Raw genomic sequence first — 12,645 nt, forward strand, 5'->3', positions numbered from 1 at the left:
CACCTTCACTCATAAGCCAATGCTTAGCGAGTGGTTACTTCAGTAGCTGCGAAGAAGTACGAGATTTCGCGAGCAGCAGCGGCTTCGGAGTCCGAACCGTGTACAGCGTTGGCATCGATGGAGTCAGCGAAGTCAGCACGGATGGTGCCGGCAGCAGCTTCTTTAGGGTTGGTAGCGCCCATCAGCTCACGGTTCAGAGCGATAGCGTTTTCGCCTTCCAGAACCTGAACGACAACCGGACCGGAGATCATGAAAGCAACCAGGTCGCCGAAGAAACCGCGAGCGCTGTGCTCAGCGTAGAAGCCTTCAGCTTCAGCTTTGGACAGTTGCTTCAGTTTCGAAGCTACAACGCGCAGGCCAGCTTTTTCGAAACGAGTGGTGATCTCGCCGATAACGTTTTTTGCAACAGCGTCAGGCTTGATGATGGAGAAAGTACGTTGAACAGCCATGGTGTAACTCCAGAAACGGTAATTTGCGAAAAATTAAACCCGCGAATTATACGCGGGTTCTTTGGTATTGCCTAACTGCATACGGCGCAGACTCAGTCTGCTTCTTCGATCCAGGCGGCCTGAATGGCTTCAAGCACCTTCTCGCCACCGCGGGTCGGATCATCACTGAACTCCGGCAATGCCAGCACCCATTTGTGCAGATCGACGAAGTTCACGTAACGCGGGTCCGTATCCGGCTTGGATTCAGCCAGTTGGATCGCGATTTCCAGCACATCAACCCATTTCAGACTCATGACGTTTCCTTGAATCAGTGCGGCGCTTCGGCCGCATGGTTGAGCGAGTATTTCGGAATTTCGACAGTCAGGTCTTCAGTCCCGACTTTTGCCTGACAGGCCAGGCGTGACTGGGCTTCCAGCCCCCAAGCCTTATCAAGATAGTCTTCTTCCAGCTCATCAGCCTCTTCCAGCGAGTCAAAGCCCTCGCGAATCAGGCAATGGCAGGTGGTGCAGGCGCAGACGCCGCCACAGGCACTTTCCATCTCGATATGGTGCTCATGCGCCAGTTCGAGGATGGACGTACCAGGCTCAGCCTCCACGACCATGCCGTCCGGGCAAAACTTTTCGTGTGGCAGAAAAATGACCTGCGGCATCGTTATTCCTCAATCTCATTCAGGTTGCGCCCCGCCAGCGCGGCTTTCACCGTCGAGTCCAGGCGGCGGGCAGCAAAAGCGTCGGTCACTTGCGACAGACGCTTGGTCTGCTGCTCGATGGCGAAACCATCGGTGCCTTTCATCAGTTCGGTCAGTTCCTGCATCTGCAGCTCGATGACCATGCGCTCTTCGGCGTCGAGCAGGCGCTCACCGTCGACATCAAGGGCGGCCTGAACCGCCTCGATCAGGCGCTGGGCATCGACCTGCTGCTCACGCAAAACCCGGGCGACTTTGTCGTCGTTGGCGTGCTGGAACGATTCCTTGAGCATCTTGGCGATCTCGCCATCGGTCAGGCCGTAGGACGGCTTGACCTGAATGCTGGCCTCGACGCCCGAACCCAGTTCGCGGGCCGAAACACTGAGCAGACCGTCGGCATCGACCTGGAACGTCACGCGGATTTTCGCGGCACCGGCGACCATGGCCGGAATGCCGCGCAATTCGAAGCGCGCCAGGGAACGGCAGTCGCTGATCAGCTCACGCTCACCCTGCAACACGTGAATCGCCATGGCCGACTGGCCGTCTTTGTAAGTCGTGAAGTCCTGGGCGCGAGCGACAGGGATGGTGGTGTTGCGCGGAATCACCTTCTCCATCAGGCCGCCCATGGTTTCCAGCCCCAGGGACAACGGGATGACGTCGAGCAAGAGCAACTCACCGCCATCGCGCTTGTTGCCGGCCAACGTATCGGCCTGGATCGCAGCACCAATGGCCACCACTTGATCCGGATCGATTTCAGTTAGCGGCTCACGACCAAAGGCTTCAGCGACGGCTTCACGAACGCGAGGCACCCGCGTCGAGCCGCCGACCATGACCACGGCGTGCACTTCCTCCAGCTCGATGCCGGAATCACGCACCGCGCGGCGGCAGGCTTTCAGGCTGCGGGCGACCATTGGCTCGATCAGCGCATCGAAGGCTTCACGGGTCAATTGGGCCTTCCAGTCGCTATAAGCCACTTCAACGCTTGCGACGGTGGTCAAGGCTTCTTTGGCCGCGCAGGCGGCTTGCAGCAGATGACGCTGCGCACCCGGGTCGAGGTCTGCCGACAAACCGGCGCTCTCGATGATCCAGCCAGCGATGGCGTGGTCAAAGTCATCGCCACCCAGGGCGCTGTCGCCACCGGTAGCCAAAACCTCAAACACACCGCCGGTCAGGCGCAGGATCGAAATATCAAATGTACCGCCACCCAGGTCGTAAATCGCGACCAGGCCTTCGGCATGCTGATCCAAACCGTAAGCCACTGCGGCGGCAGTCGGCTCATTGAGCAAACGCAGCACGTTCAGACCGGCCAGCTTGGCCGCGTCCTTGGTGGCTTGACGCTGAGCGTCATCGAAATAGGCCGGAACGGTGATCACCGCGCCCACCAGTTCGCCACCCAATGCCTCTTCGGCGCGCTGACGCAGCACTTTCAGGATGTCGGCGGAGACTTCGACCGGGCTTTTCGGGCCCTGAATGGTGTCGATGAACGGCATGTGCGACTCGCCACCGACAAAGCGGTACGGCAGTTGGTCGCCCAATTGCTTGACGTCGGACAGACCACGACCCATCAAGCGCTTGACCGACAGCACGGTGTTCAAAGGATCGGTAGCGGCCGCCAGCTTGGCGGACTCGCCGACTTCGACGCGATCGGCGTGGTAGCGCACGGCGGACGGCAGGATGACCTGCCCTTCGGCGTCGGCCAGGGGCTCGGAAAGACCACTGCGCAACGCAGCGACCAGCGAATTGGTAGTGCCCAAGTCGATCCCCACAGCCAGACGACGCTGGTGCGGTTGAGGACTTTGGCCGGGTTCGGCGATCTGCAGTAGGGCCATCGTAATCAGGACTTATCTGTATATCAGGCGTGCGACCGGAGCGGCACTGGGTTAATCGTCGAGGCGCTCTTCTAACTGGCGCACTTCGTAGGTGAGCTTGTCGAGGAACTGCATGCGCCGCATCAGGCGTTCGGCCTGCTCACGCTTTGCTGCATCATCCCAACAGGCTGCGAAGCTTTCGTTCAGTTCATCCTGAGCCGTCTTAAGGCGACGCTTGAACACTGCAACACCCGCCAAATCGGCGCTGTCTTGCAGGTCTTCGAGCTCTTCACGCAACTCCATCTGCTGCAGAAGGAACTCCGGATCATGCACCGTGACCTCCAGCGGCAGCTCGCGCCCGCCCATGGCGAGCAGATATCGCGCGCGCTTTGGGGGACTTTTGAGCGTCTGATAGGCCTCGTTGAGGCTCGCGGATTGCTCTAGCGCCAGCCGCTGCTCGCGCTCGGAAGCATCTGCAAAACGGTCCGGATGAACACCGCGCGCCAACTCACGATAGCGCGTGGCCAACTGATCGAGATCCAGGCGGAAGCTCGGCTGCAGTTCAAATAAAGCGAAATGACAAGGAGTACCCACGAGCAGCCTCAGATGTTGAAGCTTTCGCCGCAGCCACATTCACCGCGCACGTTGGGGTTGTTGAACTTGAAACCTTCGTTCAACCCTTCCTTGACGAAATCGAGTTCGGTGCCGTCCAGGTAGGCCAGGCTTTTCGGGTCGATGATAACTTTCTCGCCGTGACTTTCGAACACCTGATCCTCTGCAACCACCTCGTCGACAAACTCCAGCACGTAGGCAAGGCCGGAACAGCCTGTGGTGCGAACACCCAGGCGAATCCCCTCACCTTTGCCGCGCCCATTGAGGGAGCGTCGCACGTGTTGAGCAGCCGCTTCTGTCATGCTGATAGCCATCGGTGACTCCTTACTCGTCGCTTAATGCTTAGATCAAGCCTTTCTTCTGCTTGTAGTCGCGAACGGCCGCTTTGATAGCGTCTTCAGCAAGTACGGAGCAGTGAATTTTGACTGGCGGCAGGGCCAGCTCTTCGGCCAGTTGAGTGTTCTTGATGGTCTCTGCCTCATCCAGAGTCTTGCCTTTCATCCACTCGGTCGCCAGGGAGCTGGAGGCGATCGCCGAACCGCAACCGTAGGTCTTGAACTTGGCGTCTTCGATGATGCCTTGTTCGTTGACCTTGATCTGCAGGCGCATCACGTCGCCGCACGCCGGAGCGCCGACCATGCCGGTGCCGACATCAGGGTCTTCCGCGTCCATCTTGCCGACGTTGCGCGGGTTTTCGTAGTGGTCGATGACCTTTTCGCTGTAAGCCATGATTCTTAATCCTCACTCATCAGAGAGTCGCTCTTGAGCCCTGAAAACCTTGGTTTTGCAGGGCCGGTTTGCGGCGACTTGAAATCAGTGTGCCGCCCACTCGATTTTCGAAATGTCGACACCGTCTTTGTACATGTCCCACAGCGGCGACAAGGTGCGCAGCTTGGTAACGGCCTCGCAGACTTTCTGCGCGGCGTAGTCGATTTCTTCTTCGGTGGTGAAACGGCCGAAGGTGAAGCGGATCGAGCTGTGTGCCAGTTCGTCGTTGCGGCCCAGGGCGCGCAGTACATACGAAGGCTCGAGCGATGCCGAGGTGCAGGCCGAACCGGACGAAACCGCCAGATCCTTGAGCGCCATGATCAGCGACTCGCCTTCAACATAGTTGAAGCTCAGGTTCAGGTTATGCGGTACGCGGGCGGTCATGCTGCCGTTGATGTACAGCTCTTCCAGGCCTTCGACCTGCTTGAAGAAACGGTCGCTCAGGGCTTTGATACGGATGTTCTCGGCTGCCATGTCTTCCTTGGCTACGCGGAACGCTTCACCCATGCCGACGATCTGGTGGGTCGCCAGGGTGCCGGAACGCATGCCACGCTCGTGACCGCCGCCGTGCATGGTCGCTTCGATGCGAACACGCGGCTTGCGGCTGACGTACAGCGCGCCGATGCCTTTAGGGCCGTAGGTTTTGTGGGCAGAGAACGACATCAGGTCGACTTTCAGCTTCGACAGGTCGATCTCGACCTTGCCGGTGGACTGAGCAGCGTCGACGTGGAACAGGATGCCCTTGGAGCGGGTCAGTTCGCCGATGGCTGCGATGTCGTTGATGGTGCCGATTTCGTTGTTCACGTGCATGACCGAAACCAGGATGGTGTCGTCGCGCAAGGCGGCTTCGATCATCTCTGGTGTGACCAGGCCGTCGGTGCGAGGCTCGAGGTAGGTGACTTCGAAGCCTTCACGCTCCAGTTGGCGCATGGTGTCGAGGACAGCCTTGTGCTCAATCTTGGTGGTGATCAGGTGTTTGCCTTTGGTCGCATAGAAATGCGCCGCACCCTTGATTGCCAGGTTATCGGACTCGGTGGCACCGGAGGTCCAGACGATTTCACGCGGATCGGCGTTGACCAGGTCGGCGACTTGACGACGAGCGTTTTCGACGGACTCTTCAGCTTTCCAGCCGAACACGTGGGAACGGGACGCCGGGTTACCGAAGTTTCCGTCGACCAGCAGGCATTCACTCATCTTTTGCGCAACACGCGGATCAACCGGGGTGGTCGCAGAGTAATCAAGGTAAATCGGCAATTTCATGGACTATCTCCTAATCAGGCTGGCTGGCGTACCGCTTTGCTCTCTGGCTGTCATTCGACGGCGGACGCTTCAATCTTGTCCAGGCGTGGCGCCTTGCTGTTGCAACGGCGCTGGTCCTGACGCTGGGCTACTTCTTGCACCTCACGGCGAGTTACAAGGTCAGCCAAGCTGATACCGCTCAGAAATTCGTGAATCTGCAGGCTCAGATCGCACCACAAGTGGTGGGTCAGGCAGGTGTCGCCTTGATGGCAATCACCCTGGCCTTGGCATTTGGTCGCATCGACCGATTCGTTCACCGCATCGATCACCTGGGCGACCTGGATGCCCTGCATGTCGCGGGACAGCTGGTAGCCGCCGCCCGGGCCACGAACGCTGGAGACCAGATTGCTGCGGCGCAATTTGGCGAAAAGCTGTTCGAGGTAGGACAGGGAGATGCCTTGGCGCTCGGAGATATCGGCCAGAGACACCGGCCCGTGCTGCGCGTGCAACGCCAGGTCGAGCATGGCGGTTACGGCGTATCGGCCTTTTGTAGTCAGTCGCATGGACAATTACCACGGAGTTCGGAATGGGGCGAGTATGCAATTCCCGAGTATTTAAGTCAACTATAAGACCTAGTACTTTAGTCAGGATTACCCGCAAAAGAGCGCGCGCATCATAGCAAAGGCTGGCGGCGTACAGCCAGCAATTGCGCGTTATCGTTCTTCGCGGGCAAGCCTCGCTCCTACAGGATCGGCGCAACTGTGTAGGAGCGAGGCTTGCCCGCGAAGGGGTCGGCGCGGTTTAACTGGCCTGGCTCTGATCCTTGTCCTTCACACAGGCAAAGTCTTCCTCGCGAAGCTCAGGCAGATCTTTCGCACAGTAATTGCTGCCCAGATCCTTCAACGCCCCGCACATCCCCTCCAGACGACCATCGACCGCCTGCAGGTGATCGAGCAATTGGTTAATAGCCCGCGCCACCGGGTCCGGCATGTCTTCGCCAACACCGTAGGCATCGAAACCGATCTTCTCGGCCATGGCCTTGCGCTTGGCGTCCTGCTCTTCATCGGACTTGACGATGATCCGCCCCGGAATCCCGACCACCGTCGCCCCGGCCGGAACCGCCTTGGTAACGACGGCGTTGGAGCCGACCTTTGCGCCCGCGCCCACCGTGAAAGGACCGAGCACCTTGGCGCCCGCCCCGACCACCACGCCATCTTCCAGCGTCGGATGACGCTTGCCCTTGTTCCAGCTGGTGCCGCCGAGGGTTACACCCTGATAAAGGGTCACATCGTTGCCGATCTCGGCGGTCTCACCGATGACGATGCCCATGCCATGGTCAATAAAGAAGCGACGCCCGACCTTGGCGCCCGGATGGATCTCGATCCCGGTCAGCCAGCGACCGAAGTTCGACACCAGCCGCGCCAGCCACTTCCAGCCCATACCCCACAAGGCCGATGACAGGCGATGGATCCAGATGGCATGCATGCCGGGGTAGCAGGTCAGGACTTCAAAGGCGTTGCGCGCTGCCGGGTCACGATGGAAAACACTCTGGATATCTTCACGCAAACGCTCGAACATTTTTAATCCTTCCGCTTTAGAAGCTCGCCACGGGCCGCTTTCTGGGTTTCCGTGAGGATGCCACGCAATATATTCATTTCCGCCCGGCTCACCGAGCTGCGACCGTACAACCGGCGCAGGCGCGCCATTAAGTGCCGTGGTTTTTCCGGATCGAGGAATTCGATGGCCACCAGGGTCTGCTCCAGATGCTCATAGAATCGCTCCAGCTCATCCATGGTCGCCAGCTCACCACTTTTAGTGGACGCCACCTCATCCTTCTCGACCTTGCTCGGCTGGCCTTGGGCCGCGAGCCAGGACATGCGCACTTCATAACTCAACACTTGCACCGCTGCCCCAAGGTTCAACGAACTGAACTCAGGGTCAGATGGGATGTGCACGTGATAATGACATCGCTGCAGCTCTTCGTTGGTCAGGCCGGAATCTTCACGGCCAAAGACCAAGGCAATCTCGGCGCCCGACGCGGCTTCCTCGACCACTTTCACACCGCATTCGCGGGGATCGAGCAACGGCCAGGGAATGCGACGGTCACGGGCGCTGGTGCCAAGAACCAGATTGCAGCCGACCAGGGCATCTTCCAAGGTGGCGACGACTTGCGCGTTTTCAAGGATGTCCCCGGCGCCGGAAGCACGGGCATCGGCCTCGTGGTGCGGGAACAACCGCGGTTCGACCAGCACCAGCCGCGACAGGCCCATGTTCTTCATGGCACGCGCAGCCCCGCCGATGTTGCCGGGGTGGCTGGTATTGACCAGGACGACACGAATGTTATGCAGCACGGGAGGCAATCTCGCACACAGAATTGGGGAGCAGAATCTTACAGCTCAACCTACCGTTAAGCTATGAAAGCGAACACCAACCTTCACCTGTAGAAAAGTTCTGATAGAATGCCCGGCTTTCTTTAACAACCTTAGGTGACACATCCATGCAGCCCATGCTGAATATCGCGCTGCGCGCCGCCCGCAGCGCCAGTGAATTGATCTTCCGCTCCATCGAGCGCCTGGATACCATCAAGGTCGACGAAAAAGACGCCAAGGATTACGTATCCGAGGTGGATCGCGCCGCCGAACAGAAAATCATCGACGCGCTGCGCAAGGCCTACCCGAATCACTCGATCCGGGGTGAAGAAACCGGCATGCACGCCGGCACCGGGATCGAAGGCGAAGAATACCTGTGGATCATCGATCCGCTGGACGGCACCACCAACTTCCTGCGCGGCATTCCTCACTTCGCCGTCAGTATCGCCTGCAAATACCGCGGCCGCCTGGAGCACGCTGTTGTTCTGGACCCGGTTCGCCAGGAAGAATTCACCGCCAGCCGTGGTCGCGGCGCTCAACTGAACGGTCGTCGCCTGCGCGTCAGCGGCCGCACCAGTCTGGACGGCGCCCTACTTGGTACCGGCTTCCCGTTCCGCGACGACCAGATGGACAACCTCGACAACTACCTGGGCATGTTCCGCGCCCTGGTGGGCCAGACCGCCGGCATCCGCCGTGCAGGTTCGGCGAGCCTGGACCTGGCCTACGTGGCTGCCGGCCGTTTCGACGCCTTCTGGGAGTCGGGCCTGTCCGAGTGGGACATGGCGGCAGGCGCCCTGCTGATCCAGGAAGCCGGCGGCTTGGTGAGCGACTTCACCGGCGGCCACGACTTCCTTGAAAAAGGCCATATCGTTGCCGGTAACACCAAGTGCTTCAAGGCAGTATTGACGGCGATCCAGCCGCACCTGCCGGCTTCGCTGAAGCGCTAAGCCACTGCCCCCAAAAAAAAGCACCCTTCGGGGTGCTTTTTTTATGCCTGGAATCCACCCCTGCCACACCACAGACCCAATGTAGGAGTGAGCCTGCTCGCGATAGCGATGCATCAGTCACCACCTGTTTCGAATGATAGATTGCTATCGCGAGCAGGCTCACCCCTACAAGGGTTAGCGGTGTCGCTTAAATCGTGGACACAAAAAAAGCACCCCGCAGGATGCTTCTTTTTGAATCTGAAACCCCACTATTTAGCGGTTCTCTTCATTCTGCGACAGGACCAGTTTGCCTTCCTTGTCGACCGGAATCTGGTTGCCCGGATCACGATCCATCCGCACTTTGCCTTCCTTGCCATCCAGCGAGTAACGAACGTCGTAACCCACCACTTTGTCGCTGATGTCATTCACCGTGTTACAACGGGTTTGAGTCGTGGTGTAGGTATCACGCTCCTGCATGCCTTCCTGCACCTTGTTGCCCGCATAACCGCCACCGACCGCACCGGCCACTGTAGCGATTTTCTTGCCCGTACCACCACCGATCTGATTGCCCAACAGGCCACCAGCCAAGGCGCCGACCACCGTACCGGCAATTTGGTGTTGATCTTTCACCGGCGCTTGCCGGGTCACTGCTACATCCTTGCACACTTCACGTGGCGTCTTGATTTGTGTCTTGACCGGTTCAACGGCTAGCACTTGCGCATACTCAGGGCCGCTTTTAACCAGGCTGTAGGTGGCAACAGCACCCCCGGCAGTTACACCGACAGCACCCAATACCGCACCAACCAGCAACGACTTGTTCACATGAACCTCCTGACCATCACATGCGGGCAAAGCCCGCGCTTCTCCCAGCCTTGGAGCATAAAAAAAGGCGCGAGTTCAACTCGCGCCTTTTTGGGCTGACAGCTGGAAAAGCGATGGCCGTTATGGACGGTCGTCGATTTCCTTCTCGCTCGCCGCAGGAGGAATCAAATCCTCGCTGTTCAGGTTCAGCCAGATCAGCACCACGTTCGCGATGTAGATCGACGAGTAAGTACCCGCCAGAACACCGATAAACAGGGCAATGGAGAAGCCGAACAGGTTGTCGCCACCGAAGAACAACAGGGCCGCGATCGCCAGCAAGGAGGAGATCGACGTCGCCATGGTCCGCAGCAGGGTTTGCGTGGTCGAGATGTTGATGTTCTCGATGAGGCTGGCCTTGCGCAGTACCCGGAAGTTCTCACGAACCCTGTCGAATACCACGATGGTGTCGTTGAGCGAGTAACCAATGATCGCCAATACCGCCGCCAGCACCGTCAGGTCGAAGGTAATCTGGAAGAACGACAGGATACCGACGGTCACGATCACGTCGTGGATCAGCGAAACGATGGCACCGACCGCAAACTTCCACTGAAAGCGGAAAGCCAGGTAGATCAGGACACCGCCCAGCGCCATCAGCATGCCGAGGCCGCCCTGGTCGCGCAGTTCTTCACCGACCTGAGGACCGACAAACTCGACGCGCTTGACCGTCGCCGGGTTGTCGCCGCCAACCTTCAGCAGCGCTTCTGCCACTTGATGGCCCAGCTGCGGGTCTTCACCCGGCATGCGTACCAGCAAATCGGTAGTCGCACCGAAGCTCTGCACGATCGCCTCGTTATAACCCGAGGTGACCAGTTGCTCACGCACCTTGGTGACATCGGCCGGACGATCGTAGGTCAGCTCGATGAGCGTACCACCGGTGAAGTCCAGACCCCAGTTCATGCCCTTGGTGGCGACACTGAACAAAGCCAGTACGGTAAGGAACAATGTGACGCCGAACGCAACGTTGCGAACGCCCATGAAGTTGATTGTACGTAACATGGCAGCCCCTTAAATCCACAACTTCTTGAAGTCACGACCGCCGAAGATCAGGTTGACCATCGCGCGGGTCACCATAATGGCCGTGAACATCGAGGTAAAGATCCCGAGGGACATGGTCACTGCGAAACCTTTGACCGGGCCGGTGCCCATCGCAAAGAGAATCCCGCCGACCAGCAACGTTGTCAGGTTGGAGTCGAGGATCGCGGTAAATGCCCGGCTGAAGCCTTCGCTGATTGCCCGCTGTACGGTCATGCCCGCCGCGATCTCTTCACGAATCCGCGAGAAGATCAGTACGTTGGCATCGACCGCCATACCCATGGTCAATACGATACCGGCGATACCCGGCAGGGTCAGCGTTGCACCCAACAGCGACATCAGGGCCAGCAGCAACACCATGTTCACCGTCAGAGCGACGGTGGCGATGATGCCGAAGAAGCGGTAGATGGCGATGATGAACAGCGAGACAAACAGCATGCCCCACAGCGACGCATCGACACCCTTGGTGATGTTGTCGGCACCCAGGCTCGGGCCAATGGTGCGCTCTTCAGCGAAGTACATCGGTGCAGCCAGACCACCGGCACGCAACAGCAGCGCCAGTTCGGACGACTCACCCTGACCGTTCAGGCCAGTGATGCGGAATTGAGCACCCAGCGGCGACTGGATGGTCGCCAGGCTGATGATCTTCTTCTCTTCCTTGAAGGTTTGAACCGCTACGTCTTTCTCAACGCCGTTCACCATTTGCTTGGTGTACGTGGTGACTGGACGCTGCTCGATGAAGATCACCGCCATGCTGCGACCAACGTTGCTGCGAGTCGCACGACTCATCAGCTCGCCACCGTGACCATCCAGACGGATGTTCACTTCTGGCGTACCTTGCTCGCCGAAGCCAGCCTTGGCGTCAGTCACCTGGTCACCGGTGATGATCAGGCCACGCTCGATCTGTGCCGATGGACGATTACCTTCACGGAACTCAAAAGTCTCGGAAGTGGCTTTCGAAGCGCCCGGCTCAGCAGCCAGACGGAACTCAAGGTTGGCCGTCTTGCCGAGGATACGCTTGGCTTCTGCGGTGTCCTGCACGCCTGGCAGCTCAACCACGATGCGGTTGGCGCCCTGACGTTGAACGATCGGCTCGGCAACACCCAGCTCGTTGACGCGGTTACGTACCGTGGTCAAGTTCTGCTTGATGGAGTATTCACGGATTTCCGCCAGCTTGGCCGGGGTCATCGCCAGACGAAGCACCGCCTGACCATTGAGGTCGGCCGGAACAATGTCGAAATCGTTGAAGTTCTTGCGGATCAGTGCACGGGCCTGTTCGCGGGAAGCTTCATCACTGAAACCCAGCTGAATGGCGCCGTTGAGTTGCGGCAGGCTGCGATAACGCAGTTTCTCTTTACGCAACAGGCTCTTCACATCGCCTTCGTACACTTTCAAGCGTGCGTCGAGGGCTTTGTCCATGTCCACTTCGAGCAGGAAGTGCACACCACCGGACAAGTCCAGACCCAGCTTCATCGGGTGCGCGCCCAGGCTGCGCAGCCATTGCGGGGTGGTTTGTGCCAGGTTCAGTGCAACGACGTAGTCATCACCCAACGCCTTGCGCACGACGTCTTTGGCCGGCAGCTGATCTTCAGCCTTGGTCAGACGAATCAGACCGCCCTTGCCGTTCGCAGCCAGCGTGGCTGCCTTGACGTTGATCCCGGATTCCTTGAGCGCAACGCTCACACGGTCCAGATCAGCCTGATTGACTTGCAGCGCAGTGCTTGCACCGCTGACCTGAATGGCCGGGTCATCAGGATATAAATTGGGAGCGGAATAAATCAGACCGACCGCCAGCACCGCCAGGATCAGAATGTATTTCCACAGAGGGTATTTGTTCAGCATCACGCCGCCCGTTTATGACGCGGGGCGCCTTGCGCGCCCCGTCGATTGAATATG

General features: G+C 58.9%; 15 protein-coding genes. 1 reads left to right on the plus strand and 14 read right to left on the minus strand.

All coding sequences use genetic code 11. The features are described 5' to 3' along the window. Positions 1-23: 23 nt before the first annotated feature. The 11 genes from ndk to trmJ all read right to left on the minus strand — a co-directional run bounded on the left by ndk (position 24) and on the right by trmJ (position 7,912). On the minus strand, positions 24-449 hold the full coding sequence (ndk, locus tag ACA068_RS23850; protein ID WP_007916882.1) for a nucleoside-diphosphate kinase: 426 nt from the start codon (positions 447-449) through the stop codon (positions 24-26). Between the two features lie 92 nt (positions 450-541). Continuing rightward, positions 542-742 (minus strand): Fe-S cluster assembly protein IscX, encoded by a 201-nt coding sequence (gene iscX / locus ACA068_RS23855; protein WP_282375258.1) that lies wholly within the window; start codon positions 740-742, stop codon positions 542-544. Between the two features lie 14 nt (positions 743-756). After that, the gene (gene fdx / locus ACA068_RS23860; protein WP_219094529.1) at positions 757-1,098 is read right to left on the minus strand and encodes an ISC system 2Fe-2S type ferredoxin; all 342 of its coding nucleotides are present in this window, start codon (positions 1,096-1,098) and stop codon (positions 757-759) included. 2 nt (positions 1,099-1,100) lie between these two features. Next, positions 1,101-2,963 carry a Fe-S protein assembly chaperone HscA gene (gene hscA, locus ACA068_RS23865; protein WP_497305240.1) on the minus strand — a complete coding sequence of 621 codons (1,863 nt, stop codon included), beginning with the start codon at positions 2,961-2,963 and terminating at the stop codon, positions 1,101-1,103. A gap of 51 nt (positions 2,964-3,014) precedes the next feature. Continuing rightward, positions 3,015-3,536, minus strand: a complete 522-nt coding sequence (gene hscB / locus ACA068_RS23870; RefSeq protein WP_497310654.1) for a co-chaperone HscB — start codon at positions 3,534-3,536, stop codon at positions 3,015-3,017. An 8-nt stretch (positions 3,537-3,544) separates the two neighbouring features. Next, positions 3,545-3,868, minus strand: a complete 324-nt coding sequence (iscA, locus tag ACA068_RS23875; protein ID WP_007903589.1) for an iron-sulfur cluster assembly protein IscA — start codon at positions 3,866-3,868, stop codon at positions 3,545-3,547. Between the two features lie 28 nt (positions 3,869-3,896). Next, positions 3,897-4,283, minus strand: a complete 387-nt coding sequence (gene iscU, locus ACA068_RS23880) for a Fe-S cluster assembly scaffold IscU (RefSeq protein ID WP_003443374.1) — start codon at positions 4,281-4,283, stop codon at positions 3,897-3,899. A gap of 84 nt (positions 4,284-4,367) precedes the next feature. Further along, positions 4,368-5,582 (minus strand): IscS subfamily cysteine desulfurase, encoded by a 1,215-nt coding sequence (locus tag ACA068_RS23885; RefSeq protein WP_497305242.1) that lies wholly within the window; start codon positions 5,580-5,582, stop codon positions 4,368-4,370. 50 nt (positions 5,583-5,632) lie between these two features. Beyond that, positions 5,633-6,124 (minus strand): Fe-S cluster assembly transcriptional regulator IscR, encoded by a 492-nt coding sequence (gene iscR, locus ACA068_RS23890; RefSeq protein WP_007903581.1) that lies wholly within the window; start codon positions 6,122-6,124, stop codon positions 5,633-5,635. A 238-nt stretch (positions 6,125-6,362) separates the two neighbouring features. After that, positions 6,363-7,139 carry a serine O-acetyltransferase gene (cysE, locus tag ACA068_RS23895; RefSeq protein ID WP_033061461.1) on the minus strand — a complete coding sequence of 259 codons (777 nt, stop codon included), beginning with the start codon at positions 7,137-7,139 and terminating at the stop codon, positions 6,363-6,365. Positions 7,140-7,141: 2 nt separating this feature from the next. After that, positions 7,142-7,912 carry a tRNA (cytosine(32)/uridine(32)-2'-O)-methyltransferase TrmJ gene (trmJ, locus tag ACA068_RS23900; protein WP_010457884.1) on the minus strand — a complete coding sequence of 257 codons (771 nt, stop codon included), beginning with the start codon at positions 7,910-7,912 and terminating at the stop codon, positions 7,142-7,144. Positions 7,913-8,058: 146 nt separating this feature from the next. Here trmJ and suhB point away from each other — a divergent pair, with 146 nt between their 5' ends. Beyond that, a complete protein-coding gene (gene suhB / locus ACA068_RS23905) occupies positions 8,059-8,877 on the plus strand; it encodes a type III secretion system regulator SuhB (RefSeq protein WP_137218382.1) in 819 nt (272 codons plus the stop codon). A gap of 252 nt (positions 8,878-9,129) precedes the next feature. On the opposite strand, the gene ACA068_RS23910 is transcribed toward suhB, so the two are convergent. The 3 genes from ACA068_RS23910 to secD form a co-directional block, all read right to left on the minus strand. Further along, the gene (locus tag ACA068_RS23910; protein WP_027922743.1) at positions 9,130-9,678 is read right to left on the minus strand and encodes a glycine zipper 2TM domain-containing protein; all 549 of its coding nucleotides are present in this window, start codon (positions 9,676-9,678) and stop codon (positions 9,130-9,132) included. A gap of 120 nt (positions 9,679-9,798) precedes the next feature. Next, positions 9,799-10,713 (minus strand): protein translocase subunit SecF, encoded by a 915-nt coding sequence (gene secF / locus ACA068_RS23915; RefSeq protein ID WP_497305245.1) that lies wholly within the window; start codon positions 10,711-10,713, stop codon positions 9,799-9,801. A gap of 9 nt (positions 10,714-10,722) precedes the next feature. Then, positions 10,723-12,591, minus strand: a complete 1,869-nt coding sequence (gene secD, locus ACA068_RS23920) for a protein translocase subunit SecD (protein ID WP_497305247.1) — start codon at positions 12,589-12,591, stop codon at positions 10,723-10,725. Positions 12,592-12,645: the final 54 nt, after the last annotated feature.

It is taken from the genome of Pseudomonas sp. LBUM1660 (genome assembly GCF_059695935.1).

Coding starts and splice junctions, on each gene's coding strand:
- ndk (WP_007916882.1), bottom strand. CDS start 449: ATGGCTGTTCAACGTACTTTCTCCATCATCAAGCCTGACGCTGTTGCA.
- iscX (WP_282375258.1), bottom strand. CDS start 742: ATGAGTCTGAAATGGGTTGATGTGCTGGAAATCGCGATCCAACTGGCT.
- fdx (WP_219094529.1), bottom strand. CDS start 1,098: ATGCCGCAGGTCATTTTTCTGCCACACGAAAAGTTTTGCCCGGACGGC.
- hscA (WP_497305240.1), bottom strand. CDS start 2,963: ATGGCCCTACTGCAGATCGCCGAACCCGGCCAAAGTCCTCAACCGCAC.
- iscA (WP_007903589.1), bottom strand. CDS start 3,868: ATGGCTATCAGCATGACAGAAGCGGCTGCTCAACACGTGCGACGCTCC.
- iscU (WP_003443374.1), bottom strand. CDS start 4,283: ATGGCTTACAGCGAAAAGGTCATCGACCACTACGAAAACCCGCGCAAC.
- ACA068_RS23885 (WP_497305242.1), bottom strand. CDS start 5,582: ATGAAATTGCCGATTTACCTTGATTACTCTGCGACCACCCCGGTTGAT.
- iscR (WP_007903581.1), bottom strand. CDS start 6,124: ATGCGACTGACTACAAAAGGCCGATACGCCGTAACCGCCATGCTCGAC.
- cysE (WP_033061461.1), bottom strand. CDS start 7,139: ATGTTCGAGCGTTTGCGTGAAGATATCCAGAGTGTTTTCCATCGTGAC.
- suhB (WP_137218382.1), top strand. CDS start 8,059: ATGCAGCCCATGCTGAATATCGCGCTGCGCGCCGCCCGCAGCGCCAGT.
- secF (WP_497305245.1), bottom strand. CDS start 10,713: ATGTTACGTACAATCAACTTCATGGGCGTTCGCAACGTTGCGTTCGGC.
- secD (WP_497305247.1), bottom strand. CDS start 12,591: ATGCTGAACAAATACCCTCTGTGGAAATACATTCTGATCCTGGCGGTG.